Raw genomic sequence first — 25,780 nt, 5'->3', positions numbered from 1 at the left:
ACAACGCCAGTCTCACAAACTCCGGCTCATCCAGTCTCATAAATACCGGTACGGAATCTCATGAACCCCGGCTCGTTTTTCAGGGAAGTGCTTGAATCTCATGAATTCCGGCTATCCGACAATTTTCCCAGCGAATCCACCAATGAAATTCAACTGCTCGGCAGCATATCTTTTTACGTCCGATAATGCAAACTTATTGGACATAAGAAGATCGTGCAGGGTGGGGCGCTTCAAGCGCTATTCTCTGGCGTAAACCGCCGCGCAAGTGTAGGCTTTGGGCATGACAGTTGCCCGACCGGATCAGATCAACGACTTGGACACAGTACCCCGGATGCCCGCCTGGGTCACCGCCATGCGTGCTGAAACCCTTGAAGATGTTGCGTTTTTGTCGGGCGCGGCGTTGAACCACCTGCATCTTGTGTTGGGACGCGACGAGGTGCCCCAAGCCTTGTTACGGGATCGCTTGGCGCTGCGCGCGGCGGAGGCCTGTGTCGCGTTTTCCGGGCGGCCGGAGCGGGCAGGGGAATTGCGCGACGCCGTTCACCTTCTGCGGCCCGGCGATCTTCCCGGACCGGCCGGTGAAACCTCCCTCGCCTGGCGGCGTGCGGTGGAGCGGCCGGTGTCGATCAAGGCTCTGGGCCGAGCCTTGCCGGCCTTAGAGCCGAGCCAGATCGCGACGTGGCTCAATGCGGGGAAAGGGACGCCGGTAACCCGGGCCGCGATGGTGCTGGACGCGGTACTTCGCGAGGCACCGCGCGCTGAGGTTGCGGCGCTGATCCTTGCGGAGGCGGCCCTCGCCCAAGCCCTAGGTTGGGATCACATCGCGCCGCTGCTGGCCGCAGGCCTGAGGCGCGCCGACCTGCGCAAGCAAGGCGATGACCTTCGCTTGGCCTATCATCGGGCACTCGTCTCTTCGGTGATCCAGGCCGCCAGGCAGGCTGCGGACCTCGCGCGCCGGGCGGCGCATTTGAGGGCGGTCGCACCGAAACTGCGGGCCAAGGGAGCGGGCGACGCGGTCAAGATGTTCCTGACCCGCGATGCCGTGGCGCCTTCGGCCCTGCCTTTGCCGGATCGCGCCGCGCGGCGGCTCTGCGACCGGCTGGTCGACCTCGGTGCGGTGCGCGAGCTGACCGGGCGCGACACCTTCCGGCTCTACGGGGTGTAGGGATGGCGAAGGATCGCTCTGACTCCGAACTGGATCGCGAGCTGCCCGACCTGCCGCCGGAGTTGCGCTGGCGGGAATGGATGCGCCGGATCGAGGCGGTACTCTTTGCCTCTGCCTCGCCGGTGCCGCGGGACGACCTGGCGCGCGTGGTAGGGCAGGGGGCCTCGGTCGATCTGCTGGTCGAGGCCCTTGCCGCCGATCTGGAGGGGCGGGCCTTCGAGATCGCTCAAGTCGCCGGCGGCTGGATATTCCGGACCCGGGCGGCCTACGCGCCCGCGATCCGCGCTGCGGCAGATGTCGGGGACCAGCTGCTCGATCTGAGCGAATTCGACGTCGCGGTTCTGGCGGCCATCGCCTATCACCAGCCGATAACCCGCGACGGGCTCAAGGACATCTTCGGCAAGGAGATCAGCCGTGACCTGATCGGTCGCCTGCATGCGCGCGACTTGATCGGGACCGGGCCTCGTTCGCCGCGCCGCGGGGCGCCCTATACCTTTGTGACGACCGAGCAGTTCCTTGTCGCGTTTGATCTGGAGACTCTCGCGGATTTACCAGAGCGGGAGCAGTTGGAGGACGCAGGTCTGGATGGCGGGTCATAGGAATGGTGGCGGGCTGGCGATCCCTGCATTGGCCAAACGGTGAGGCATGTCGTGGACATTTCGTGACGCTCCCAATCGTGACTTGTTGAGAGAACTCAGGCTTCGATCCTGAGCCCTCTGAACAGAGCTTCCCAAGGGTCCCCATCCTCGGTCATCGCGCCCGGTTCCAAGTTTGCCATGTTCTCGTCGATGACTGCGTTGTGGTAGTTCTTGAGCCAGCTGTATTTGCGCCGCACCGTCGCGTTGGGACTGTCGGCGAGACCGCTCTCCACCAACGTTTTGTGCCTACCCAGAAACTCGATCCAGCCGGCGTATTCGCCGTCGAGCTCGCTGAGACTGGCGCGAAGATAGTCGATGTAGTGGAGGCCTGACTCGTCCTGGCGCAGGAGGTTGTTCAGGTGACGCTCGTCATCCTCATAGGAATGTCCTTCCCGCCAGAGCGTTTGGTCCTGCCGGTGGCGTTCGATGACATCTTCATGGATCGCAATGCGCGGGAAGATGACCTCGCCCTCTTCCATGAAATAGGCCTGAACGAGGGCAGGCCCAAACACCGGGCCACTAAAGTCGATGCCGAGATGCATGGGGCCAATCGTCATCGCGCCGCGCACCAATATGCCATTTGCCACGCATTCGATCTGGATGTGCAGCAGATCGATGAGCTCCCAGACCAAGGGGCCGGCCTGGTACTGAGTTTCAATGGTTCTGGTTCTTACGATCGCGTCAGACACGATCTCTGCATGGACTTCGCTGACCATCCGCATCTCGTCGGAGCGGGTGGGCGGCGTGGCATCCCCTTCGGACACCCTGCGAAACATCGAAAGCAAGTGCCTGGAGGCGCAGGGGCTGATCCGCGAAATGACAGGGCAGGGACGGTTCCGAATGTGGTCTGCCAAAAGCTGAAGGACGGGTCGTGGAGGAGCCCTTTTCGGGGTAGCGCCAGTGACAGGGCCGGTGGCAGCAACGGCGCGGCGGCATGCCCTGTTGCGCTCCGTGCTGACGATATGATGGCGCCAGTATCGCGCCGGTGCGTTTGGTGACGAGACGGCACGGCTGGCTATCCCGGGGCAACCCTCATCGGCAAGGTGCCGGGAAAGCGGCCACAGGCCCGGTCGGCTCGTCAGGCGGCCAAGGCGTGTCTAGGGACCAGAGGAAGGCGCCCGCCACATGACCCAGGTCGGGACCAGCGCGAGCAGGAATATACCGCAGACGATCAGGAAGCCGTCCTGAAAGGCCGCATTCGAGGACTGGATCATCACGGTCTGACCCAGGAACGATGCGGCGGCGGGCAATAGCTGAGAGTCCGGCAGTCCAGAGGCGTGCAGAAGGCCTGCAACCTCGCCCAGGAGGTCCATCGTCGCGGCATTGTCGCTGGTCTGGGTCGCGGCGAAGGCATCCGCGTGCAAGATCGTGCGCCGCTCGATAAACACGGTCAGAAGGTTCACCCCGAAGGCGCCGCCAAGTTGCCGGATGAAGTTGGATGCGCCCGAGCCCTGGCCGAGAAGGTGCGGTGGCAGAACCTTCAGCGCGCCCGACGAAATAGCGGGAAACACGAGACCCAGCCCCACGCGCGAAAGGACCGTCCACCAGGCGAGTGTCCAGAAGGCCGTATGGACATTTGCGGCCGCCATTAGCCAGGAGGATCCGGCAAAGACCGCCATGCCGAGGGCGATCATAATCGGAGCAGGCACCTTGTCGGACAATCGTCCCGCGATGGGAAAGACCAGCAGCATCGCAAAGCCCGAGGGCATCAGAAGAAGGCCAGCCTGCGTCGGCGTCATCCCCTGGATCTGCTGCACGAAGACCGGAAGCAGATAGGTAGACCCGAACAACCCCGCCCCCATGATGAAGGCAACGACCGAGGCCGAGGAGAAGGCGAAATTCGCGTAGAGCCGCATGTCGAGCATGGGTTTGTCTGTATGCAACTCCCAAGCCACGAAAGCGAAGGCCGAAACCGCGGAGATCGTGAAACCCGACAGGATGATGTTGGACTCCCATCCAAGCCGCTGCGCGTTCGACAGCGTGCTGAGCAGTACGGCAAGCAAGACCGACAGGATCGCCACCCCGACAAAGTCGAACGCCGGAATCGGCCCGCTTTCTTCCCTGCTGGGCAGGAACAGGTTCGACATAACGATGGCGACGCCAGCGAAGGGCAGGCCCAGGTAGAAGACGAAGCGCCAGTCGAAGGCATCCATGAGCACGCCACCAATCCAGGGACCCAGAGCCGGAGCCAGCACGACGCCAACGCCATAGATCCCCATGGCCGCGCCACGCTTCTCGGGCGGAAAGACCTTGAACAGCATGATCATGGCAAGCGGCTGCACGATGCCCGCCGCCGCCCCCTGCACCACGCGGGCCAGCGTCAGAACGGTCTCGTTCGGCGCGAGACCCCCAATAACCGATCCCGCTAGGAACACGCCCATCGCGGTGTTCATCGTCAGCCGCATCCCGAAGGCACGGTTGGCCCAGTCGGCCAGCAGCATCGTGGCGGTCATGGCCGCAAGAAAGCCGGTCGAGATCCATTGGGCCTGCACCGCGCTGATGCCGAAAGCCCCCATGACCGCCGGGATGGCGACGTTCACGATCGTCGTGGACAACACAACCGAGATGGTCGCGACCATGATCGAGCCCGTCGCCATCCACTTGTAGGCGGGGCCGTAACGCTCGAAATACCGGTCAACCTGTGACATCGACATAAACCTCGACCATCATCCCGGGCCTGAATTCGGTGTCGGTGGCGTCGATCGACACACGGATCGGCAGGCGCTGCGTCACTTTCGTGAAATTGCCCGAGGGGTTGGGGCTGGGCAGAAGCGCAAGCTGGCTAGTGGCCACCCCGCCCATCCCGATCACCTCGCCCTCGAAGGTCCGGCCCGGAAAGGCGTCGACGGTGATGCTGGCGCGCGACCCGACGTGAATTTTGCCGAAGTCGGTCTCCTTGACATTTGCGTCGATCCAGACGTCATCCGGCGCGTGATACATCGCGATGCGCGTGCCCGGTGTCACATATTCGCCGACATCGACAAAGGTCCCATCAACGATGCCGTCGAACTGGGCCGTGATCGTGCGGTGCGCGAGGTCGATTTCCTTCAGGCTGCGGTCGGCCTCGATGCCGGCACGTCCGGCAAGAACGGACGCAGTCTGGGACTCCAGCACATTCATCTGCTCGCCGTCGGCCTCGACGATCGCCAGGCTGGCGCGCGCGCTTTCGATTTCCGCGAAAGCAGCACGCTCCTGCTGGGCGGCGGTGTCCAGTGCCGCCTGGGACTCGTCGAGGGCTTGTTGCGACGTGATGTTCTGCTCGGCAAGCTTGATCGCCCTCTCGTGACGGGTCCGGGCGTTCGTCAATACGGCGAGCGATGCCTCATGGTTTGCATCTGCGGCAGCTATCCCGGCCAGGGCCGCGTCCCGCCGGGCAGAGATCTGCTTTTCGAGCAGCACCTTGCGTGCCCGAAGCTCGGCCAGCTGCGCATCGGTTGCGGCAAGTCTCGACAGGACGGCATCGAGCTGCGGCTGCGCAGATGTGCGGTCGATTGCGGCGACAAGATCGCCTTTTGCGACAGTGTCCCCCACCAGAACCGGCATCGCCGTCACCCGTCCGGCGACCTCGCTGGATACGGTGACGACCTTGGCCGCGATCCGGGCATCGTTGATATGCACCTGGGTGAACCGCGCGGCTAGCCACGGGGCGGCCAGCCAGACGGCAACGGCAACCAGCGCGCCGATCACGATCAGTCTGGTCCATCTTGTGCGGCTGCGCCTTCGCGGGGGCGCCGGCTTGTCCGGGGCAGCCTCGTCCGCAACGGCTGCGCCCGCCTTTATGTCATCCATTTTAACCATCGCTCAAAATCTCCAATCTGTCCGCGATGCGGCTCAGTACTTTTGTTGCGATACGCAAATCTTGCCGGGAAATTCCTTCAAGAATTTTTGCCCGGCTGGCCGCCGAAATATCTTCCATTCTGACGATCAAAGGGCTCGCAGCCTCGGTCAGGTGGAGCGTCTTGGCCCGCCTGTCCCTGGCCGAAGGTCGGCGTTCGACCAAACCTGCGCCTTCAAGCCCGTCCAGCAGGCGGACCAGCGTTGCCGCTTCAATCCCCAGGGTGCGCGCCAGTTCGACCTGCGTCACCTCTTCGTTGCGCGAAAGTTCGAACAGCACGCTCCACCTTGCCTGGGACAGGTCGAGATCGCGAAACCGGAGGTCAAGATACCGCCTCCACATGCGTGCTGCCGCCGCCATGGAACGTGCGAAAGCCTCCAGAGGCTCGGTCTTGTCGGAATCGGACTGCATCGTTTTAGCTTTTCATTAGCTTGCAAATAGTTGCAAGCCTAATTATTATGACATCACTTATCTTGCAAGTGCTATTCCTGCCCCGGAGACCTGCCGATGTACGCCAAGATCCTGCTGTGTTACGACGGCTCGCGCGAAGGGCGACTGGCACTGCGCGAGGGAGCGCGGCTGGCGCAGATCACAGGTGCTGATGTGATCCTTCTGGCGGTGGTCGAGACGGGCGCAGCCAATGCGCTGGCGCAGGGTGCAGATGCGGGCGCGCTGGCCCACCAGCAAGCCGATTTCGAGGAGATCCTCGACGAAGGCCATCAAAGACTTTCCGCCATGGGGCTGGCACCCAAGGTCCGCATGGAGTTTGGCGATCCCGTCGCGAAAATTACCCAAGTTGCGACCGAAATTGGGGCCGATCTGGTCGTCGTCGGGCATCACCAGCAAGGCATCTGGACGCGCTGGATGAGCCGGTCGGTCGCGGCCGGGTTGGGGGACTCGCTAAAATGTAGCCTTCTTCTCGCACAAAAACTCGTTGAGGATTCAGAGCTTTTCGGCAACGGCTGAAGAGGTATGGCCAGGAAGCGGCTACGCCGCGTTACCGCAGGAAGCTGCGGAATCGTCGCAAGGCAAAGGCGAACATCGCCAATCCGATCACCACCAGCGCCAGCAGTTGCGGCCAGACCACCGCCAGCCCCGCGCCACGAAACAACACCGCCTGCGCAAGCGCGATGAAATGGGTGTTGGGCGCCGCCAGCATGACGTATTGCACCACCTCTGGCATTGATTCCCGCGGGGTCATCCCACCCGACAGGATTTCCAGCGGCAGCAGCACCAGAAGCAGTAGCATGGCGAATTGCGGCATCGAACCCGAGATCGTTGCCAGGAGAATTCCCAGCGACGTGGTGGCGAACAGGTGCAGAGCCGCGCCCACCAGGAACAGCGTCACCGACCCTGCCACCGGCACTCCCAGAACCCCCTGCACCATGAAGGTCAGCGACAGCCCTGCCGCCACCAGCACCACGCCGCCCATGCTGAGCACCTTGCTGGTCATGATCTCGACCGCGCTGACCGGCATGACCAGCAGGTGCTCGACCGTGCCATGCTCACGCTCCCGGATCAGCGCGGCCCCCGACAGGATGATCGACAACATGGTCACGGCGCTGATCACCGCCGTCAGAGCGCCGAACCAGGCCGGGTCCAGTGCCGGATTGAAACGGGCGCGCAATGCAAGATCAACCGGCGCCACGGCCTCCTGCCCGGTCCAGCCGGTGATTTCCTGATCGACGATCGCCTGGACATAGCCCGCGCCGGTAAAGGCCTGACTGACCCGTGTCGCATCGACGTTGAGCTGCAACTCGGGCCGTGCGCCCGCCACGAGGTCGCTCTGGAAATCCGGTGGGATGACCAGCGAGAACGTATCGATGCCGGCATCCATGCGCGCATCCATCTCGGCCATGTCGATCTGATCGGGTGTCACGAAATAGGGCGGCAGGAACGCATCCGCAATCCGCCGGGACAGGGGCGAGGCATCCTCATCCACGATGCTGATCGTGGCGCGGTTCAGCGACTCGGGCATGGCGGTGGCGTGGGAGTAGATGTCAAGGGTGAAGGCATAGAACACCAGCGCCAGAAGCAGCGGATCGCGCAACAGGCCGCGAAGTTCCTTGATCGCAAGGAAGAGGACATGCCGGGGTCGCATCGCTCAGGCCTCCTGCTTGCGTACGAAGAAAGCCCCGAGCGTAACAAGCAACGGCACCAGCAGAAGCATCGGCAGGAAGGATGCGGCCAGATCGCCGAAGTCCAGCGCCTTGGCAAAGACCCCGCGCGAGATCGTGACAAAATGGCTGGTCGGGAACACCTCTCCGATCACGCGCCCCATGCCTTCCAGCGACGAGACCGGGTCGATGATGCCGCCATACTGCGTGGCCGGGATCAGGGTGGCCAGCGCGGTAAAGAACAGCGCCGCGACCTGGCTGCGGGTAAAGGCCGAGATCAGTAGGCCCAGCCCCGTGGACAGGATGACATAGACCAGCGCCCCGGCCGAAAGCGCCAGAAGGCTGCCCTTGACCGGCACCCCGAAGACAAAGACCGCCAGCGCCAGCAGCAGCAGGAAATTGACAAAGCCCAGGACGATGTAGGGCACCTGCTTGCCCAACAGGAATTCCAGCCGCAGGGCCGGGGTGACATAGAGGTTCACGATAGAGCCTGTCTCTTTCTCGCGCGCGACGGACAGGACGGCGAGCATCGCCGGGATCAGCATCAGCAGGAGCGGGATCACTGCGGGCACCATTGCCGCCAGGCTTTCGACATCGGGGTTATAGCGATAGCGCATTTCCAGGCTGTAGCTGCCGGCGACCGCCTCATCGCCATAGACTTGGCGCAGCTGATCGGTCAACCAGTGAATGTGCATTCCCTGGACATAGCCGCGCACCGTGTCCGCACGCATCGGCATGGCGCCATCGAACCAGGCCCCGATCTCAACAGGGCGTCCGCGTTCGACGTCTGCCGCGAAACCCGGCGGGATTTCCAGCGCCAGGCTGATTTCGCCCGCGCGCATCCGTTGGTCGATGTCGGCATGGTCGATAAGCGGCGGCTGTTCGTCGAAATAGCGCGACCCGGCCAGATCGTTGACATAGGATTGGCTGGCGATGGTCTGATCAAAGTCGAGCACCGCGAACTTGAGATCCTCGACATCCATCGAAATGCCGTATCCCAGCACGATCATCAGGATCACGCTACCGACGCTTGCCAGTGTCAGGCGAATTGGATCGCGGCGCAGTTCCAGCGACTCGCGCCAGGAAAAACTCAGCAGCCGGGCAAGGCTGAACCGGCCGCGTCGCCGCTGTGGCGCGGATGAACCCTCGGCACCGAGTTCCACCCGATCCGTGGCCACAGGCGCGCCGCTCTCGCCTTGCGCCCGTTCAAGGTGATGGATGAAGGCATCGTTCAGCGTCGCCGCGCCGGCACCTTCGCGGATGGCTTCGGGCGTGTCGCTGACAAGCACGCGGCCTTCGTGCATCAGCGAAATCCTGTCGCAGCGCGTGGCCTCGGACATGTAGTGGGTAGAGATGAAGATCGTCACACCGTCCTTTCGGGACAGGTCCACGAGCGCCTGCCAGAAGATGTCGCGCGCCACCGGATCGACGCCCGAAGTCGGCTCGTCGAGGATCAGAACCTCCGGGCGGTGAATCAGCGCCACGGCCAGCGACAGCCTCTGACGGAGTCCCAGCGGCAGTCGCAGTGGCAAGCTGTCGAGAACCTCCTCAAGATCGAACCGTTGCGCAAGTTCGGCGATCCGCGGCGCGATCTCGTCGGGTGCCATATCGAAAAGCCGCGCGTGAAGATCGAGGTTCTGACGAACCGTCAGTTCGGAATACAGCGAGAAGGATTGCGTCATGTAACCGATGCGCTTGCGCGTGGCCATGTCGCGTGCATCGACCGTTCGGCCGTCGATCCGCGTGGTTCCTTCGGCAGGTTCCACCAGCCCGGTCAACGCCTTCATCGTCGTCGTCTTGCCGCATCCGTTTGACCCGAGAAAGCCGAATATCTCGCCTTTCCCGATGCGAAAGCTCACGTTCTTGACCGCTTCGAAGTCACCGAACCGGACGGTCAGGTTTTCGGCTTCGACGATGTAGCCATCGCGAGCCGCGGGGTCACGTGGCGGGACGGTCAGCTCGTGGTGCCGGGCGCGCATTTCCGCGGGAAGAAGTGCTATGAAAGCCTCGTCAAGGTTGGCAGCACCGGTGCGGTTCAGTATCTCTTCGGGGCTGCCAGCGGCAAGCACGCTGCCGTTATCCATGGCGACCAGGTGATCGAACTCGGCCGCTTCCTCCAGATAGGCACTGGCGACGATCAGGCTCATGTCCGGTCGCATCGCGCGGAGACGCGCGATCAGAGCCCAGAATTCACGCCGCGACAGCGGATCGACGCCCGTTGTCGGCTCGTCCAGGATCAGCAGATCGGGGTCGTGGATCAGCGCGCAGCATAGGCCCAGCTTCTGTTTCATGCCGCCCGAGAGCTTGGCCGCCGGGCGGTCGGCAAAGGGCGCGAGACCGGTCGCCTCCAGCAGTTCGGCGATCCGCTTGTCGCGCTGGTCTCGGCCCTCGCCGAAAAGCCGGCCGAAGAAATCCACGTTCTCTCGCACCGAGAGCGTGGGATAAAGATTGCGCCCAAGCCCCTGCGGCATATAGGCGATCCGTGGGCAAATTCGGGCACGGTGCCCGGCGCGGCGCATGTCGCCGCCCAGCACGTCAAGCCGCCCCGTCTGTATCTTCCTTGCCCCGGCGATCAGCGCCAGGAAACTCGATTTGCCGACGCCATCAGGTCCGATCAGACCGACAATGCAGCCCGCCGGCAGGTCGATCGAAACTGCATCAAGTGCCCGGACCTTGCCATATTGAAGCAAGAGCCCCTCTGCCCGCACCACGGGTCCGGAGGCCGTCATTCCAGCACCCTGCCGTCAGCGGCCTCCGGCCAGGGCAGCGCGGGGTCCAGCCGAACCCAGGCGACGCCGGGCAGACCCGTCTTGATGTAATCAAGGTATTTCTCCAGAAGTTCCGGCGCGATCCGAGCGCGGACCCGGAACATCAGCTTCTCGCGTTCGACCTCGGTCTCGACCGTTTTCGGAGTGAATTGTGCCACGTCCGACACGAAGGAGACCTCGGCGGGAATGACGATACCCGGTGCCGCGTCCAGGATCAGGCGGGCCTCGGTCCCCAGCCCGGCACGCCCCGCCGTGGCGGTTTGCAGGAAAAACGTCATGTACACGTCGTTGAGATCGATCATGTTGATCACGCGTCCGCCTGCGCCTATGACTTCGCCCGCCCGTGCAACGATGTACTGCACCCGCCCTGGCCGGGGAGCTTTCAGTGTGCTGTCCTCGATCTCGACATCGATCGCTTCGATCGTCGCCGTTGCCGCCGCCACCGCCGCTTCGGCTCCGACCACTGCCGCTTCAGCCGCGGACACGCCGATCCGCGCCGCCGCAAGCCGCGCCTCGGCCGAGGCGACCGCGGCCTCGGCTCCAAGCGCGTTCGACCGGTCGATATCGAGTTGGCGCTCGGACGCGATGCTGTTTCCCGCCAGCGCCTTCGAACGGTCGAACTGGCGCTGCGCGGCATCAAGGGCCGATTTCTGCTGCGCCAGAACCGCCTCGGCCGCGCGCACTTCGGCCTGACGCTGCTGAATCATGAGCCGCGCATTCTCGACGGCGATTTCGGCACGGCGCAGTTCCGCCTCCGCCTGGTGGCGGTTGGCTTTCAGCTGACGCGTATCAAGCGCGGCCAGCGGTTGCCCCGCCTCGACAAGCTCGCCCTCCCGAACCAGAATCGTTTCAATCCGTCCGGGGAGCTTCGAGGCCACATCGATCTCGACCGCTTCGACGCGCCCGTTCCCGCGCGCGAACCCCTCGGGAACCGCGCCATCGCCGTTGCCCTGCCAGACCAGGAAGCCCAATACGGTCGCGGCCACGACAATCGTTGTGAAGAGAAGGTATCTGGTGTTTTTCATGCTGTGCTCGATTGCTGCTACGGGCCGGAAGTCGTGAAATTTTCAAACGATCACTTCACCATTTGACTTTCTGCACCTGATCTTGGAAGTGCGTCGATCAGCGCTGTTTGAGTGGTCGAACCCATCTTGCCTTTCGGCGTCGCATTGGGACTTGCCCATGCTCGGATCGCGAACACTGTCTGACGGATTGACGACTTTTTGCGTGTTACCTGACGAAACCGGACATCTCATTCCAATCTTCGAATGTTCCATGTTTCTTAACAGGTTTCCTAAGGGCTCGGCAATGCGGCGCGGTTTCCCACCGCTGCCATCTCTGGCATCGATACCCGCGGTGTCATCCCCACCCACAGGATTTCCAGCGGCAGCAGCATAAACAGCAGCAGCAGGGCGAATTGCGGAATCGAGCCCGAAATCGTTGCCTTGATAATGCGGATCATCGTCGAGGCGACATTCTAGAACGGAACCTGAGAACGCCCAGAATGGTCGTAGTCCGGGCCGCATTTCAGGCTAAGTAGCGCCTACAAGAAAGCCGCTGCGTAATGGGTAAGTCAAGCTGCTTTTCTGTTTGGACCGAACGCCTCGCGCCTTTGCAGCATGGTCCACAGGACATTGACGCGGCGGCGTGCGAGGGCGATGAGCGCTTGGGTGTGGTGTTTTCCCTCTTGACGCTTGCGGTCGTAGAAGGCTTTGGACAGCGGGTCCTTTTGGGTCACGGCGCAGAACGCGCTTTGGTAGAAAACCCGCTTGGGCGCCTTGTCACCACCATAGGCTCGCCGCCATCCCGCACATTTCCCTGATTGGCGTTGGATTGGCGGCAGTCCGGCCATCGCTGCAAGCGCGTCCGCCGAGGAGAAGCGCCCGATGTTGCCGAGCGCAGCCAGAAACTCTGCCGTCAGCACCACCCCCATTCCCAGCAACGAACTGATGAGGGCGCCGTCAGGGTGGTCGCTGAGAATGCTCTCGAGGTCTTTTTCGATACGGGCGATCTTTTGTCGGGCTTCAAGGGCTTCCGCTGCCAGTTCGCGGATCAACTCAGCTGTGGCCGCTTCGCCGGGAACGATGATGGTTTGCTCCCTGGCGCAGTCCAGGGCACACTGGGCCAGAGCCGCGCTGCCATGCAGGTGCGGCATTTTCTTCAGATGCGCCACAATCCTCGCCTGTCCGGCGCGCCGGATCTCGGTCGGCGTGACATAGCGGGTGAACAGCGCCAGCGGCACCTTGCAGCAAAGGTCGAATGTCTGTTCTAGGCCGGGGTGAATGCCGCACAGTAGCCCCCGGATGCGGGAGATCCGGCGCACCTGGTCCTGCAGGAGATCGCGCCTGCGCCCCACCTTGTGGCGCAGCGCGACGCGCGTGTCGGCCTTCGGCGATCTGGTCAACAGGCGGCTGGCCAGAACCGGGCGCAGCTCACGCGTACGCACCAGTTCCGCGATGTTACGGGCATCGCGGGGAACGGACTTGCGTTCGCCTCCGGCAAAGCCTTGTCCCGCCCGGTTCACGGCAATGCCCGGGGTGTGCACCAATGCAAACCCCGCCTGCGTCGTCGATACCAACCGCCCAATGCACGACCTTGGCCGCGTCAATTCCAATACATATCGCCATCTCCCACCCTCTTCAGTGCCTGCTCCGCGCATACCCCGTCGCGCCTGCATCGCCTTACAAAGCCATCGAGGGCATCGCGTAATCAGTGGTTATTCAGGGGCGGCAGCGAGGGTGGCACAGCGACCTGAGCCATCAAGGACAGCCAGCATAACAACCATGCCCTTGCCACCTGCGTACCAACAGCTTCGCACCGTCGATAACGCAGTGAAAAGGGGTAAGGCCGCATGACCCCCAAGTTCTGCCCTTTGCTTCTCGGTCTTACGGGCAACGCAACACCGGACGACCGGCAGAACCGTGTGCGAGTTACCGCTTTCGCGGTACAGACTGGTCTGATCTGTCGTATACTATTGTCGTGCGCGCTTTCCGGCGCGCGTAAATCCGGTTCTTCGCCGCCTTTCGTCCCGCGTGGCGCGCCATTGGTGGCAAGGTTCTAGCCCGCGCTTGCAAGTATGGTCCGGGTCGTCAGGGTAGGCGGAACCCGTGACCAGGCCGCCCCGTCGCGTGCCCGTGAGAAACCCTCGGCGTACAGGCGGCGCATATATGTCGTATCGAACTCGAATGACTCCACATCCTCGGGTACCGGCGTTTCGATCGAGGTGACGTTGAAGCCGATATCTGCGTCGCGGGCGAAATCATAGGTCGCGTTGACCTGGCCCCGCGCCTGATATTTCAGAAGGGTCGAGACCGAGCGCGCCGCGATTGCGCCGGGATTTTCTTCCACCAGATCGAATCCGGGCTCAAGACGGAGGTTCATCAACATATGGATGTCGGTGAGGGCTGTCTTTGCCGCACGTTTCCCCCGGAATGAAACCATCGCCGCCTCGGGCAGGGTGAAAATATGCGAGATCAAGGCCCCGTCGCCGTGCATTTCCTCGAACGGTCGGCCAGCGGCGGTCTGACCTGAAATCCGGATCGGCGGGAATGCACCGGGTATCGCGGCCGAGGCTAACAGAACATCCTCGAACATCGTCGCCGCGCGCGGATCGCCACTGGCCGCGATCGCGCCCATATTCCAGATGATTCCGACCTGCGAATCCAAATCCGTGGTCAGTACGAACAGGCGCCTGCCGCGACGGTGCTCGGCGGCAATGGCAGCGAGCAGGTCGGGTGTCACAAAAAATGCAACGAGGCGGCGCAACGGTTGCCGGTCGAAAAGTGCCCCGCGCGTCAGCGCCTCCAGGAGCGAAGGGCGTCCGCCGATTCCCTCGGCCACACCGCTGGTATAGAGATTGCGCAGGGTGTCATCCTGATCGGGACCGAGAAAGGCCAAAGGCGCGATCAGCGCGCCGGTGCTGACACCACTGATGACCGAGAATGTCGGACGGGTTCCCGCCGCGGTCCAGCCCGCTAGTACGCCTGCCCCAAAGGCACCTTCGGCACCGCCGCCGGACAGCGCCAGATAATGCGACCGATGTCCGTCCCGGAACCGCGGTGCGTAAGCGACGGGATAATCTTCCGCAGGTGCATCGGTCCTGACGCGGTAGTCGGCACCCAGAAGCCGGGTCGAAACCCCGTCATCCGGGCGGTAGGGGATGCGGGGAGACGCGGTGCAAGCGCCGACCACGCCGGAGCCGAGCAGGATCATCGCACCCCGTCTTGAAATCAGGCCGTGTCGGCCCGCAACAATGTCATCATTCATGCACGGTTCTCCACTTTCGAAACCTGCTGAGGCACGTGATCGATTAGCTACTCCCCAATCATTGGACAGTTTCGGGTAAGCTACTCTCTGCCCCTGCTGATCGGGTTGGTTGATATCATTTCTCTGCCAATACACCAGCGCCGGTGGCTTGCCGGCCAGGTTAGCTGATATGTATGTGGCGGAAAGCCGTTGTAGTCAAACAGGAAGGCCGGTGCGGGATTGGACTGGACGGGAAACTCACGTTCCTCCCAGTGACCCGAGATCACCAGCAGCGCTTTCGGCTTCGTCGGCAGGTTGGCGGGCAAGGTCTCCAGAAACTCGCGGTGCTTATCCCAGGTATCAGGTGGATCGCATTCCATGAAAAAGCACGGGCCGCCCCCATGAGGAATGAAAAGAGTTGGCATGCGGGTCATGTCTGTCTGTCCCTCTGGGTTTGCAGGACACCTCCGGGTGCCGTTTGACCACTACGGAATATTTGATCAATGGTGCATATTAAAGTAGGTACGGAAAAGTAACCAGTCTTCAGAAGCGTGGATGCCTATGCCCAAGACCCCACCTCAGTGCCCGATGGATTCGATCCTGCGTCTGCTCATGGGGCCGTGGACGACCTATATCATCTGGGTCCTGAGCGATCAGGGGCCGCAAAGATTCGGTGCGCTGAAACGTGCCGTGCCCGGAATATCGACCCGCATGCTGACCGAACGCCTGCGGATGCTTCAGAGCGCCGGAGTCATCTGGCGCGAACAGGCGGAGACAATTCCGCCCGCGGTCACCTATGGCTTGACGCCGCGTGGCAACGACCTGCGAGGCGTTCTGGACACACTGGGACATATCGCGGAACGATGGAAGGATGAGGGTGTCTTTGCAGACGATGAATTGAGGGCTGTTTGAATGTGCCAACTCGACAAATGCGCGAGCGCGCAAGCTTTGAGGAAGGCAAGACATGTGACACAACGCGTTCGATATCACGGTTTGGCATCAGGTGATTGGCATGAGGCAAAGTAAAATTGCCGATGTGCTGAGCGGAGCCAAGGTGGTCTTTCTGAGGTGTGGCTTCGAAGGAGCCAACGTCGATGTGATTGCCGAGGAATCCAAGGTGTCTAAGGCGACGCTTTACGCTCACTTCCCCAGCAAAAACATGCTCTTTCTGAGCGTTGTGCAGGCTGAATGTGACAGGCTTTCGGCCGAGATTTCCCGGCCGCTTTCAAGCGGCGACGAACCGCGAGTTGTTCTGGAAGAACTCTCGCGACGCATGATCGGGCTGGTCATGGATAATGACTACATTCGCCTTTTGCGTGCTTGCATCGGCGCGGTTGCGGTACTGCCCGAGGCGGGCGAAATATATATGGAAGCGGGTCCCAGACGGGCCACCAGAATTGTCGGGCAAGTCCTTCAAGGCCTCCATGAGGCGGGGTCATTGAAAGTGCACGACGCTCAAAGCGCCGCAAGTCAGTTTATCCATCTGTCTGTTTCCGGCGTCATCATGCCGCGAATGTTAGCCGTCGACCAGCCGATCGATGCGGTGGAGCATTCCAAGAGGGCGGTTGACGCGTTTCTAGAGATATATTCAGCGGTTGTTAGCTTGGAGTGAAGGAGCCAACTACCCGCTTGCAGATGCCAACATGGAGGCTGCGGTATCCCTGCTCAGAGCAAATCTGACCGAACGCTTGACGCAGGTGCCTATGCAGTCTACCCGTCGCCTGAACTTAACCGACCGGACGGTACAGAGGTGACGATGCGGAAGCACTCGGTGGAACCAAGAAACGCGTCTCTGAAAATTCTCGAGGCGGCGCGCGCGCTCGCCGCGCGTGAGGGCGCTGGAAAGATAACGATCGAGGCGGTCGCAAAGGAGGCGGGCCTCAGCAAAGGCGGCGTGCTCTACAACTTTTCGACGAAGAAGGCTTTGCTTTCCGGCCTGTTGGATCAGATGCTTGTCGCGCACCGGCAACTCCTCGAAAAAGTCCCGGAGCGGTACCCATCGCGCACTCTGCGTGGGCATCTCGAAACAGTCCTGCAATCGCAAGACTTGGATGATGATCTGTCAATGGCGATACTCGCGGCTTCTGCATCGGATCCGCGGCTGCTCGATCCGCTGCGGACTGAACTGACTTGTGACCTTGAGCGTATCCTGTCCGATGCGAAGCGCTCTCCGGATGCCATGATTGCGGTCCTGGCGATCCAGGGGCTGCGGTTCCAAATGCTTCTGAACCTTCCGGATGGCGGCGCGGATATTAGAGAAGGCGTCATCGAACGGCTAAGGACAATAATCGATGAACTCGAATAGTAAGAGCCGAAATTGGAAGCGGATCGCTTCAGTCATTGTGCTGGTGACTACGGCGGCCTTGGTTGTGCCGTTCCTTCCGGTGGCCGTGACCGATGTATTTGCCCAAACGGAAATGTATGGCGGCGAATCCGATGCCGACGCGCCCGAAGCACCGCAATATAATCGACCGGTCACGGTCGAAGTGACCCGTGCGCTCAGCCGCGTCATCAATCAATCCCGCGCGGTTGCCGGTCGTGTCGAACCCGCCCGCACAGTGGACATCGCGTTTCAGGTGCCGGGGCAGATCATCTCGCTTTACGTCGAGCCGGGCGACAAAATTGACGAGGGCGACGTGATTGCGGAACTCGATCAAGCCGATTTCGACCTTGCCGTAGACCGGGCTCAGGCCTCCTTTGACCTTGCGAAATCCGAGTTTGAGCGCGCGAGAAGTCTCGCCGAGCGGGGGGTCGCAGCCGATGCGCGCCTAGATACCGCGCGCGCCCAATTCGCCCAGGCGGACGTAGCACTTCGCGAGGCCAAACGGCGCCTGTCCCAGACAAGGATCGTAGCGCCATTCGACGCGATCGTGGCGCGTACTTTCGTTGAGGAATACATCAACGTTACCTCAGCCGCGCCGATCGCCCGCTTGCAGGATGTCAGTGAGATGCGGATCATGATTTCGCTGCCGGAGGAACTTGCCGCGCTTGCGCGTTCGGCGCTCGACGCTTTCGACATCGTTGCGAGTTTTCCCGCAGTGCCGGGCTATACCGCGCCGCTCGTCCTTCGTTCTTTTGCGACCGATGCAGACCCTACGGCGCAGACCTACGACGTCGAATTCGCAATCACGGATGATATTGATCCGCGCCTGCTGCCCGGAATGACGGCGGAGGTGCGCATTTCCAGTTCAGCCGAAGAAGATCGGCCGCAATCGGTCATCGTTCCGGTTTCGGCAGTGGACACGACGAGCCGGACCGAGCCATCCATCTGGGTTTACCAGGAAGCGTCCAACCAGGTCGCGCGGAGGACGGTCCGGCTGGGACTTCCGGTCGATGACGAAATTGTCGTTCTGGAAGGTCTCGAAGGCGACGAACTGGTCGTTTCCGGCGGTTGGTGGCGGCTTAGAGACAATCAAACAGTCGTAGCTTCGGGTCTCTGATCCCATTTCATAGGACGCATTAAGACCCATGGCACTCAGTATCTCTCGTGCGACTATTAAACGTCCGGTGGCAGCTTGGCTGGTCATCATCTTCTGCTTTGTCGGCGGTTATTGGGGGTTGAACACCGTTGGTCGCCTCGAAGACCCCAGCTTTACCCTCAAGACCGCGCTTGTTTTCGTGCCTTACCCGGGTGCCACAGCCGTAGAGGTCGAGGAGGAGGTTGCCGACGTCGTCGAAAACGCATTGCAGCAGATGAAGCAACTCGACCGGGTCGAATCAAAGTCCATGCCCGGCATGGCGCAGATCACTGTCGAGATTGAGCAGACCTACGGGGCGGACGAGATCCCCCAGGTGTGGGACGAGATGCGCCGCCGCATCAGCGACGTCTCGGGGGACCTGCCCGCAGGGGTGCGCCCGCCCATCATCAATGACGATTTCGGTGACGTCTATGGCATGTTCTATGCGGTGACGACCGAAGGGCTGAGCCCGATAGAACAGCGTGATCTGGCGACCACGTTGCGACTGGGACTGGTGACTGTAGATGGTGTCGCCAAGGTTGAGGTTCAGGGTCTTACCGAAGAAGTGATCAATATCTCGATCCCGTCTTCGCGCCTGACGGAGTTGGGGCTTCCCCCGACCCAAATTCTGGGCGTTCTGGCCGACGAAAATCAGGTCTTTTCCAACGGAGAGATTACCGAGGGCCCGGCCCGGATCAGCCTGTCGGTTCCGGCGGGCTATGTCAGCCCCGAAGGGATCGAGGAGCTTCGGCTCGGCGTGCCGGGACAGGTCGGGCAGGTGGCGGTCTACGATATCGCCCATGTGACACGTGAGGAAGCCGAACAGCCCAGCCAGATCATTCGTCAGAACGGAGCTTCGGCCTTCACCCTGGGCGTGTCGGCGCTGACAGACCGGAACGTGGTCGAGGTCGGCAAGGCGGTGTCGGCCCGGCTGGAGCGGCTCAAGGCCGGGCTGCCGGAGGGGGTCGAGGTCATTCCGATCTACGAACAGCACGTCGTGGTGGACGAGGCGGTTTCGAGCTTTCTCGTCAGTCTCGGACAGTCGGTCGGTATCGTCATCGCCGCTCTGATGCTGACCATGGGCTGGCGCGCGGGCCTTGTGGTGGGCGCGACGCTCGGGCTGACCGTCTTTTCGACGTTGTTCTTCATGTCGGTCTTTGGCATCGCGATGGAACGGATCAGCCTCGGTGCCCTGATTATCGCCATGGGGATGCTGGTCGATAATGCCATCGTGATTACCGAGGGCATGGTCATCGGTATGGCGCGCGGCAAGTCCGCCGAAGATGCCGCCGCCGAGACGGAAACCGCCACCTCGATCCCGCTGCTCGGCGCGACCGTGATCGGGATCATGGCCTTTTCCGGCATCGGGTTGTCGCCCGACGCAACCGGCGAGTTCCTGTTCTCGCTCTTCGCGGTGATCGCGATCTCGCTGCTGATGAGCTGGGCGCTCGCCGTCTCGGTCACGCCCTATCTCGGCAAGCTGCTGCTGCGGGCGCCGAAAGAGGTCTCCGACGATCCCTACAAGGGCGCGTTCTACGGGATATATCGCAGGTTCCTCTGGATGGCCCTGCGTAGCCGCGTGCTTGTCGTCCTCGTGATCGTGGGCATTACCGTCTGGTCCGTGATGGCCTTCGGGCAGGTCAAGCAGGCCTTTTTCCCCGCATCGAACACGCCGATCTTCTATGTCGAGGTCCAGATGCCGCAAGGCACCGACATCAACGTCACCGACGCCGAGATGAGGCGGCTCGAACAGATGCTCCTGACGGAAGAAAATGTAACGGATGTGACAACGCTTGTCGGGCGTGGTGCGAGCCGTTTCATGCTGACATACAATCCAGAGCAGGCGGATCCCAGCTATGGGCAGCTTATCGTCCGGGTTGCGGACGCCGAGGCGATCCCGGCCATCGCGAGCCGGCTGAACCAGGATCTGCCCGCCGAATTCCCCCACGCTCTGATCCGTGTCGAGGAGATCGTGTTCGGACCGCCGGCCGGTGCCGATGTGGCGGTCCGGTTCTCCGGGCCCGATCCGGTCATCCTGCGTCAGCTCGCGGATGACGCGATGCGGATCTACGAGGATGCCGGGACGATCACCAATCCGCGCACCAATTGGCGCCAGCGAGAGATCCTCGTCGAACCTATTGTCAATGAGTCACGGATGCGTCTGGCGGGCGCAAGTCGTGGAGCAATCGCGGACACCGTCCGCTACGGAACGTCTGGATTACGTGTCGGTGAGTTGCGCGAGGACGACGAGGTGATCCCGATCCATCTCCGCCTCCCTGAGCGTGAACGCGACGGCATTGACCGCCTTCAGGACCTGTCGGTGTGGTCCGACGGGGCAGGGTCCTACGTTCCCATGGCTAACCTCGTGGACCGTTTCGAGACACGCCTTGTCGAGGCGCTCGTTCACAGGCGGGACCGGGAGCGCACCATCACTGCGCTTGGCGGTTCTCGCAGCGACCTGACTGCGGACGAAGCCTTCCGAAGTGTCCGGTCGGATATCGAAGCCATTCCGCTGCCTGAGGGTTACATGATGGAGTGGGGCGGCGAATTCGAAAGCGCCGGAGATGCGCAGGCAAGTCTCGGCAAGCAGCTCCCATTGGGCTTCCTTGTTATGCTGACGATTTCGATATTGATGTTTAACAAGGTCCGCCAACCCCTGATCCTGTGGCTCGTCGTCCCGATGTCTGTGACGGGCATGGTCTTGGGGCTGCTGTTCACGGGCTTGCCCTTCACTTTCACAGCATTGCTTGGGTTCCTGTCACTGTCGGGGATGTTGATGAAGAACGCGATTGTTCTGGTTGAAGAGATCGATCTTCAGCGTGCCGACGGGGTGCCGGACTATCAGGCGGTTGTTGACGGATCTGTTAGCCGTTTGCGACCCGTTATTCTCGCCGCCGGGACAACGATTTTCGGCATGATCCCGCTGCTGCCGGATGCATTTTTTGCGTCAATGGCGGTGACAATTATGGGCGGCCTCGCGTTCGCTTCGATTCTGACTTTGATCGCAGTGCCCGTGCTGTATGCGCTGTTTTTCCGGATCAGACCGCCGAAGAAAGACAGCGCTACGTCCGGTGCTGCGGCACCCGCCTAAAGTCAGGCTGGCGCACGGGCGCGCCTACCGCAGTTAGCCTGTCGTGAGAGCAGTGTAGGCTTGATCCGCCGCCTCAAGCGCGCCTTCAAGAAAGCCGCCAAACGTGGGGGCCACTTCGGTGCCGGCAAAGATGAGCGCATTGTCCCAAAGACCGGACAAAGCGCGCGGCAAACCATAATCGGGGTGGGCATAAACGGTCCGCTGGTCAAGATAAGTCGCTGTGAATGGGTCTACAGCCCAGTCCTTGATGTATAGACGCTTTTGATTTTGTGCTTCGGGGCCAAAGAGCCGCACCAATTGCATGCGCACCTGCTCGCGCAGGGCCGCGGTGTCGCGCCTCAAATCTGGCGGGATCCCGATGAAGCCGAAGATGGCATAGGGACCACCCTCAGACGGGCTGGCATCGTGACATTCAACCATCGGGCCAACCCTGCTCATCGCATCGCCCGACAGGCCATTATCACGCCAGAAAGGGCGGTCAAACACAGTAACGACTTTGGCCTGTCCTGCCATCCAGGTCGCAATACCCTCCATCGCAGTCAGGGCGTCTGTGGGCAGCACAGGCTTATAGGAAAACTGCGCTGCAATGCGCGGTGGCAAGGCCAGAACGACCTTTTTTGCCATGATCTGCGCACCCGCGACCGTTTGGGCGGCGACGCCATCGCTCTTTTTTCGCAGCGCGTTGATTGGCGTGGCGCAGATGCGTTTGTCTGACGGAATTTCAAGCAACAGCTTGTCGATGAAGGCTGCGAGACCGCCTTGCAACCGCCATGAGCCTTGCATCGACGCAAAGCCGCGCCCGCGCTGGACATGGCCACGTTCGTCTTCGTACAAAAGTTCGCCTTGATAAAACTGCTCAAACCGTGTGAGCCCAAGACGATCGATCAGCGCCGCGATACGGGGTTGGCCGGGCCAGAACCACGAGGGGCCAAGATCAAAGGCGCCCGCATTGCACTGCTCGCTCAGGATTGTAACCGCCGGATGTAATCTCCCCAAAACCGCCGTTTGAATTTTCCCCAGTGGTGAGCGTCAGGGGCAATTCCGAACTTCATTTATTCGGAATTGTCGCTGGCGCGGGATGCAAGCCTGATGCCCTGAACGAGGAACTGACAGGGGCGGCCAGGTGAAAGGACTGAGGGAGATCGTTTTGATCCAAGATTTGAAGAAGCAGGGTCTGAGCATATCCGCGATTGCGCGGAAAGTTGGCTCGGACCGGAAGACGGTGCGGAAGTATCTCGACCGTGGGCTGGAGGCGCCGGTCTATGGGCCGCGCCGGCCGCGGGCGCGCGTGATCGCGCCCTATGAGCGCTATCTGCAGGACCGCATTCTGGCTTTTCCCGACCTGAGCGGGGCGCGCCTTCTGCGCGAGATCCGGGAGTTGGGCTATGACGGCGGCTATACTGCGGTGACGGACTTTCTGCGCTTGGCGCGCCCGCCCAAACAGGCACAGTTCGAGCGCCGGTTCGAAACCCCGCCGGGCCAGCAGGCCCAGGTCGATTTTGCCGAGTTCACGGTTGAGTTCACCGACGAACCCGGCGTCGTGCGCAAGGTTTGGCTGTTCTCGATGGTACTCGGGCACAGCCGTTGGCTCTGGGGCCGGTTCGTTGCCAGCCAGAACCTGCAATCGGTCCTTCGCTGCCATATCGCAGCCTTCTCGGACATGGGCGGTGTGCCCGAGGAAATCCTGTATGACCGGATGAAGACTGCGGTGATCGGCGAGGACGAGGCCGGGGTGGTGACCTACAACGCTTCTCTGGTGGCGCTGCTGAACCATTATGGCGCGGTGCCGCGCGCCTGCCAGCCGTATCGGGCCAAGACCAAGGGCAAGGTCGAGCGACCGTTCCGATATATCCGGCAGGACTTCTTCCTGGCGCGCACCTTCCGGAACATGGACGATCTCAATGTCCAGTTCGACGCCTGGCGAACCGAAGTGGCTAATCCGCGTGTTCACGCCACCACGCGGCGCGTGGTAGACGAGGCCTTCGCCGCGGAAGTTCCCCATCTGAAACAGCTTCCGGCAATCCCCTACAGCGCGGTGCTGTCGGTAGAGCGCCGGGTCAGCAAGGACGGGATGATAGCGGTGGGGGGCAACTTCTACTCCGTCCCGGACACCACCCGGCGCCGGACGCTCGAGGTCCAGCATCACGCCACCGAGTTGCGGATTTACGAGGACGGCCAACTGATCGCCTGCCATCCGGTACTGGAGGGCAAGGCCCGCCGCCGCGTTGATCCGGCGCATCGCAAGGCACCGCCACCCAGACCATCCCTGTCGCGACCCTCGCAAGGGCTGAGGCGACCGCTTGAGTTCTACGGAGCCGTTGGCCAGCGCCTGGCGGCCAAGGGGGCACGGTCATGAGCGATCTTCTGGACCGGATCCGCGGCGCCCTCGTCGGGCTGAAGATGCCGCGCGCGCTCGAAGCCCTCGATCACACGCTGCAGCAACTGGAGAAAGGCGAGATCACCGCGATCGAGGCCATCGACACGCTCCTGAGTGAGGAATACGCGACACGGGAGACGCGCCGTATCGAGGTGGCCCTGCGCACCGCCAAGCTCCTGCCCGCCAAGACGCTCGAAAGCTTCGACTTCAGCTTCCAGCCGTCGCTCGACCGGGAGCGCATCGCGGCCCTGGCCCAGCTGGACTTCATCCGCCGAGCCGAGGTTGTCCACTTCCTCGGACCGCCGGGCACCGGCAAGTCGCACCTGGCCACGGCCCTCGGCGTCGCCGCCGTGAAGGCCGGCAAAAGCGTTTACCGCGCAACACTGGCCGATCTGATCGACGCGCTGAGCCAGGCCGAACGAGAGGGCCGGCTGGCCGAGAAGATCCGCTTCTATACCCGGGCCTCATTGCTGATCGTTGACGAGATCGGTTACCTGCCAATCACCACCGGCGGCGCCAACCTGTTCTTCCAGCTCGTCAACGCCCGTTACGAAAAGGGCGCCATGATCCTCACCTCGAACCGTGGCTTCGCGGAGTGGGGCGAGGTCTTCGGTGACCCGGTGGTCGCGACCGCGCTACTCGACCGGCTGCTGCATCACGCCGTGGTCATCCAGATCGAAGGCGCCAGCTACCGGCTCCGCAGCCATGCCGACCTCATCCCCGAGCATGTCCGCGCCAACGCACCCATCATGCCACCTCCGCCGCCAAAGCGGCGCGGGCGGCCGCCAAAAACCAACAACGGAGCCTCAGATCACTGAAACCGGCTGATCACCGGACCCGTGCAAGTGGGGAATTTTACTTCGGCACTTTTGGGGATTTTTAAGTCGGCGTTGACACCGTGGTCAAACACGGCGAACCCTATCGCCCCTTCTTCGAAGGGGTGAGCCCAGGCGGAAGGACCTCTCTCTGACGAGCCGTGGAGGCAGTTCGCTGACCTCGTAGATAATGTTCAGGTCTTCCGCTTGGGATATTGGATCTCGTCTTAAGGACGGTGAGGGCCGCCAACGCGCGTACCCTGTGTTTGCTATGGGAGAGACCGCTTCTTGACGGCGGAGACCGCTTGGGCAACCATAACAGGGCATCCGGGACACCGGATGGCCCATGACCTGCTGACCTAAGCAGAAAAATCTTCCCGATATAGGACGTTGTCGGACCTGATGAACTCAGGCTTGCCGTGCTTCATCAGCAACGGATACAGCGCGTCCAGAACATCGTTTGCATTCATCTTGGGCCGGACTGCCACACACAGCGCCTCGCGGGAGTATTCGTCCAGCACCGTCAGCATCTTGTAGCTGCGCCCATTGCTGAGCTTGTCGTGAACGAAGTCGATGGCCCAGATGTGGTTTGGATGCGTGGGCCGCAGCCTGATGACAGAGCTGTCCTTGTGATAGAGGCGCCGTCGCTTCTTATGCCGATGGGGGAGCTGCAGGCCTTCTTCGCCCCACAAACGTTCGACCTTCTTGTGATTGACCCGCCAACCTTCCATCCGCAAAAGGACCGTGACCTTCCTGTAACCATACCAGCCATATTGTTTGGCCAGCCGGATCATCGCCAGGCGCAGCGCATCGTCATTGATGGGTTTAGGTTGATAACGAAGGCTGGACCGCGCCACGCCAAGCACCGCGCAGGTCCGGCGCTCGGAAATATCCAGCTTTTGGCGGGTGTGAATAACCGCCTGACGAAGTTGGTCCCGCGTCAGGCCTTCGGCTTTAAATGATCCAGGCTCTCCTTCAGGATCACCTTGTCGAGCTGCAAGTCAGCGACAATCTTCTTCAGCCGATCATTCTCCTTTTGCAGCGCTCTCATCTCCACAAGTTGAGGGCGCCCCATGCCGCCAAACTTCTTGCGCCAATAGTAATACGTTTTATCCGAAATCCCCGCCTTGCGGCACGCGCTCACAACGTCCAAACCATCATGCAAATGCACGTCGATCTCGCGTAATATCTTCAGCGCGTCCTCATCCGAATACCGCTTCCGAGCCATCAATCATCCCTCCTGTGACACTCAAATACTGGCACAGTTTTAG

At 61.8% G+C, this 25,780-nt stretch carries 24 protein-coding genes; 10 read left to right on the top strand and 14 right to left on the bottom strand.

Features of this window, described 5'->3' with window-relative positions:
• The first annotated feature begins 280 nt into the window (after positions 1 to 280).
• Positions 281 to 1,165: a DUF1403 family protein gene (locus tag ACRARG_RS21160; protein ID WP_216338415.1), complete on the top strand. Its 885-nt coding sequence runs from the start codon at positions 281 to 283 to the stop codon at positions 1,163 to 1,165.
• 2 nt (positions 1,166 to 1,167) lie between these two features.
• Positions 1,168 to 1,764 (top strand): SMC-Scp complex subunit ScpB, encoded by a 597-nt coding sequence (gene scpB / locus ACRARG_RS21155; protein ID WP_216338416.1) that lies wholly within the window; start codon positions 1,168 to 1,170, stop codon positions 1,762 to 1,764.
• A 95-nt stretch (positions 1,765 to 1,859) separates the two neighbouring features.
• Here scpB and ACRARG_RS21150 read toward each other — a convergent pair whose 3' ends face one another.
• From ACRARG_RS21150 to ACRARG_RS21135, 4 genes are all read right to left on the bottom strand, one after another.
• On the bottom strand, positions 1,860 to 2,588 hold the full coding sequence (locus tag ACRARG_RS21150) for a hypothetical protein (RefSeq protein ID WP_216338417.1): 729 nt from the start codon (positions 2,586 to 2,588) through the stop codon (positions 1,860 to 1,862).
• A 312-nt stretch (positions 2,589 to 2,900) separates the two neighbouring features.
• Positions 2,901 to 4,451 carry a DHA2 family efflux MFS transporter permease subunit gene (locus ACRARG_RS21145; protein WP_253196255.1) on the bottom strand — a complete coding sequence of 517 codons (1,551 nt, stop codon included), beginning with the start codon at positions 4,449 to 4,451 and terminating at the stop codon, positions 2,901 to 2,903.
• Entirely contained in the window at positions 4,438 to 5,592 is a 1,155-nt protein-coding gene (locus tag ACRARG_RS21140; protein WP_078523402.1) for an HlyD family secretion protein, read from the bottom strand. The genes ACRARG_RS21145 and ACRARG_RS21140 overlap by 14 nt, the downstream gene beginning before the upstream one ends.
• A 1-nt stretch (position 5,593) precedes the next feature.
• Entirely contained in the window at positions 5,594 to 6,049 is a 456-nt protein-coding gene (locus ACRARG_RS21135) for a MarR family transcriptional regulator (protein ID WP_216338419.1), read from the bottom strand.
• A gap of 96 nt (positions 6,050 to 6,145) precedes the next feature.
• Between ACRARG_RS21135 and ACRARG_RS21130 the strand changes: the two genes are divergently transcribed.
• On the top strand, positions 6,146 to 6,604 hold the full coding sequence (locus tag ACRARG_RS21130; RefSeq protein ID WP_078523400.1) for a universal stress protein: 459 nt from the start codon (positions 6,146 to 6,148) through the stop codon (positions 6,602 to 6,604).
• 31 nt (positions 6,605 to 6,635) lie between these two features.
• On the opposite strand, the gene ACRARG_RS21125 is transcribed toward ACRARG_RS21130, so the two are convergent.
• From ACRARG_RS21125 to ACRARG_RS21095, 7 genes are all read right to left on the bottom strand, one after another.
• Complete coding sequence (locus ACRARG_RS21125; RefSeq protein WP_216338420.1) at positions 6,636 to 7,739, bottom strand: ABC transporter permease; 1,104 nt, start codon at positions 7,737 to 7,739, stop codon at positions 6,636 to 6,638.
• Between the two features lie 3 nt (positions 7,740 to 7,742).
• Positions 7,743 to 10,484: a ribosome-associated ATPase/putative transporter RbbA gene (gene rbbA / locus ACRARG_RS21120; RefSeq protein WP_017467316.1), complete on the bottom strand. Its 2,742-nt coding sequence runs from the start codon at positions 10,482 to 10,484 to the stop codon at positions 7,743 to 7,745.
• The gene (locus ACRARG_RS21115) at positions 10,481 to 11,509 is read right to left on the bottom strand and encodes an HlyD family secretion protein (RefSeq protein ID WP_246832760.1); all 1,029 of its coding nucleotides are present in this window, start codon (positions 11,507 to 11,509) and stop codon (positions 10,481 to 10,483) included. The genes rbbA and ACRARG_RS21115 overlap by 4 nt, the downstream gene beginning before the upstream one ends.
• A gap of 308 nt (positions 11,510 to 11,817) precedes the next feature.
• The gene (locus ACRARG_RS21110; protein ID WP_216338421.1) at positions 11,818 to 11,985 is read right to left on the bottom strand and encodes a hypothetical protein; all 168 of its coding nucleotides are present in this window, start codon (positions 11,983 to 11,985) and stop codon (positions 11,818 to 11,820) included.
• Positions 11,986 to 12,096: 111 nt separating this feature from the next.
• A complete protein-coding gene (locus tag ACRARG_RS21105; protein WP_216338422.1) occupies positions 12,097 to 13,101 on the bottom strand; it encodes an IS110 family RNA-guided transposase in 1,005 nt (334 codons plus the stop codon).
• A 479-nt stretch (positions 13,102 to 13,580) separates the two neighbouring features.
• Positions 13,581 to 14,924 carry a patatin-like phospholipase family protein gene (locus tag ACRARG_RS21100; protein WP_432691990.1) on the bottom strand — a complete coding sequence of 448 codons (1,344 nt, stop codon included), beginning with the start codon at positions 14,922 to 14,924 and terminating at the stop codon, positions 13,581 to 13,583.
• Positions 14,870 to 15,202 carry a dioxygenase family protein gene (locus tag ACRARG_RS21095; protein ID WP_210402503.1) on the bottom strand — a complete coding sequence of 111 codons (333 nt, stop codon included), beginning with the start codon at positions 15,200 to 15,202 and terminating at the stop codon, positions 14,870 to 14,872. Before ACRARG_RS21095 ends, ACRARG_RS21100 begins: the two co-directional genes overlap by 55 nt.
• A gap of 154 nt (positions 15,203 to 15,356) precedes the next feature.
• On the opposite strand from ACRARG_RS21095, the gene ACRARG_RS21090 reads away from it, so the two are divergent.
• From ACRARG_RS21090 to ACRARG_RS21070, 5 genes are all read left to right on the top strand, one after another.
• The gene (locus tag ACRARG_RS21090) at positions 15,357 to 15,680 is read left to right on the top strand and encodes a winged helix-turn-helix transcriptional regulator (protein ID WP_017468888.1); all 324 of its coding nucleotides are present in this window, start codon (positions 15,357 to 15,359) and stop codon (positions 15,678 to 15,680) included.
• Between the two features lie 100 nt (positions 15,681 to 15,780).
• Complete coding sequence (locus ACRARG_RS21085) at positions 15,781 to 16,380, top strand: TetR/AcrR family transcriptional regulator (protein ID WP_432691989.1); 600 nt, start codon at positions 15,781 to 15,783, stop codon at positions 16,378 to 16,380.
• A gap of 144 nt (positions 16,381 to 16,524) precedes the next feature.
• The gene (locus tag ACRARG_RS21080) at positions 16,525 to 17,073 is read left to right on the top strand and encodes a TetR/AcrR family transcriptional regulator (RefSeq protein WP_216338609.1); all 549 of its coding nucleotides are present in this window, start codon (positions 16,525 to 16,527) and stop codon (positions 17,071 to 17,073) included.
• A complete protein-coding gene (locus tag ACRARG_RS21075) occupies positions 17,060 to 18,208 on the top strand; it encodes an efflux RND transporter periplasmic adaptor subunit (protein WP_017467648.1) in 1,149 nt (382 codons plus the stop codon). The genes ACRARG_RS21080 and ACRARG_RS21075 overlap by 14 nt, the downstream gene beginning before the upstream one ends.
• 28 nt (positions 18,209 to 18,236) lie before the next feature.
• Complete coding sequence (locus ACRARG_RS21070) at positions 18,237 to 21,317, top strand: efflux RND transporter permease subunit (protein ID WP_216338371.1); 3,081 nt, start codon at positions 18,237 to 18,239, stop codon at positions 21,315 to 21,317.
• Positions 21,318 to 21,350: 33 nt separating this feature from the next.
• Here the strand turns inward: ACRARG_RS21070 and ACRARG_RS21065 are convergent, their stop codons facing one another.
• Positions 21,351 to 22,151, bottom strand: coding sequence for a flavin monoamine oxidase family protein (locus tag ACRARG_RS21065; protein ID WP_343245501.1), 801 nt, complete (start codon positions 22,149 to 22,151; stop codon positions 21,351 to 21,353).
• A gap of 289 nt (positions 22,152 to 22,440) precedes the next feature.
• On the opposite strand from ACRARG_RS21065, the gene istA reads away from it, so the two are divergent.
• The gene (gene istA, locus ACRARG_RS21060; RefSeq protein WP_432691988.1) at positions 22,441 to 23,673 is read left to right on the top strand and encodes an IS21 family transposase; all 1,233 of its coding nucleotides are present in this window, start codon (positions 22,441 to 22,443) and stop codon (positions 23,671 to 23,673) included.
• The gene (istB, locus tag ACRARG_RS21055; protein ID WP_165198557.1) at positions 23,670 to 24,512 is read left to right on the top strand and encodes an IS21-like element helper ATPase IstB; all 843 of its coding nucleotides are present in this window, start codon (positions 23,670 to 23,672) and stop codon (positions 24,510 to 24,512) included. The genes istA and istB overlap by 4 nt, the downstream gene beginning before the upstream one ends.
• Before the next feature lie 356 nt (positions 24,513 to 24,868).
• Here the strand turns inward: istB and ACRARG_RS21050 are convergent, their stop codons facing one another.
• Both ACRARG_RS21050 and ACRARG_RS21045 read right to left on the bottom strand, forming a co-directional pair.
• Positions 24,869 to 25,375: an IS3 family transposase gene (locus ACRARG_RS21050; protein WP_432691987.1), complete on the bottom strand. Its 507-nt coding sequence runs from the start codon at positions 25,373 to 25,375 to the stop codon at positions 24,869 to 24,871.
• A 74-nt stretch (positions 25,376 to 25,449) separates the two neighbouring features.
• The gene (locus ACRARG_RS21045) at positions 25,450 to 25,737 is read right to left on the bottom strand and encodes a transposase (RefSeq protein WP_432691991.1); all 288 of its coding nucleotides are present in this window, start codon (positions 25,735 to 25,737) and stop codon (positions 25,450 to 25,452) included.
• Positions 25,738 to 25,780: the final 43 nt, after the last annotated feature.

It is taken from the genome of Pseudooceanicola profundi (genome assembly GCF_050897955.1).
Lineage (GTDB): Bacteria > Pseudomonadota > Alphaproteobacteria > Rhodobacterales > Rhodobacteraceae > Pseudooceanicola.
The sequence above is the reverse complement of the archived record's forward strand: the minus strand, read 5'-3'. Positions and strand labels throughout refer to the sequence as shown.

Coding starts and splice junctions, on each gene's coding strand:
- ACRARG_RS21070 (WP_216338371.1), top strand. CDS start 18,237: ATGGCACTCAGTATCTCTCGTGCGACTATTAAACGTCCGGTGGCAGCT.
- ACRARG_RS21045 (WP_432691991.1), bottom strand. CDS start 25,737: ATGGCTCGGAAGCGGTATTCGGATGAGGACGCGCTGAAGATATTACGC.
- ACRARG_RS21125 (WP_216338420.1), bottom strand. CDS start 7,739: ATGCGACCCCGGCATGTCCTCTTCCTTGCGATCAAGGAACTTCGCGGC.
- ACRARG_RS21145 (WP_253196255.1), bottom strand. CDS start 4,451: ATGTCACAGGTTGACCGGTATTTCGAGCGTTACGGCCCCGCCTACAAG.
- istB (WP_165198557.1), top strand. CDS start 23,670: ATGAGCGATCTTCTGGACCGGATCCGCGGCGCCCTCGTCGGGCTGAAG.
- rbbA (WP_017467316.1), bottom strand. CDS start 10,484: ATGACGGCCTCCGGACCCGTGGTGCGGGCAGAGGGGCTCTTGCTTCAA.
- ACRARG_RS21075 (WP_017467648.1), top strand. CDS start 17,060: ATGAACTCGAATAGTAAGAGCCGAAATTGGAAGCGGATCGCTTCAGTC.
- ACRARG_RS21130 (WP_078523400.1), top strand. CDS start 6,146: ATGTACGCCAAGATCCTGCTGTGTTACGACGGCTCGCGCGAAGGGCGA.
- ACRARG_RS21095 (WP_210402503.1), bottom strand. CDS start 15,202: ATGACCCGCATGCCAACTCTTTTCATTCCTCATGGGGGCGGCCCGTGC.
- ACRARG_RS21140 (WP_078523402.1), bottom strand. CDS start 5,592: ATGGATGACATAAAGGCGGGCGCAGCCGTTGCGGACGAGGCTGCCCCG.
- ACRARG_RS21135 (WP_216338419.1), bottom strand. CDS start 6,049: ATGCAGTCCGATTCCGACAAGACCGAGCCTCTGGAGGCTTTCGCACGT.
- ACRARG_RS21090 (WP_017468888.1), top strand. CDS start 15,357: ATGGATTCGATCCTGCGTCTGCTCATGGGGCCGTGGACGACCTATATC.
- ACRARG_RS21110 (WP_216338421.1), bottom strand. CDS start 11,985: ATGATCCGCATTATCAAGGCAACGATTTCGGGCTCGATTCCGCAATTC.
- scpB (WP_216338416.1), top strand. CDS start 1,168: ATGGCGAAGGATCGCTCTGACTCCGAACTGGATCGCGAGCTGCCCGAC.
- ACRARG_RS21160 (WP_216338415.1), top strand. CDS start 281: ATGACAGTTGCCCGACCGGATCAGATCAACGACTTGGACACAGTACCC.
- ACRARG_RS21085 (WP_432691989.1), top strand. CDS start 15,781: ATGAGGCAAAGTAAAATTGCCGATGTGCTGAGCGGAGCCAAGGTGGTC.
- ACRARG_RS21080 (WP_216338609.1), top strand. CDS start 16,525: ATGCGGAAGCACTCGGTGGAACCAAGAAACGCGTCTCTGAAAATTCTC.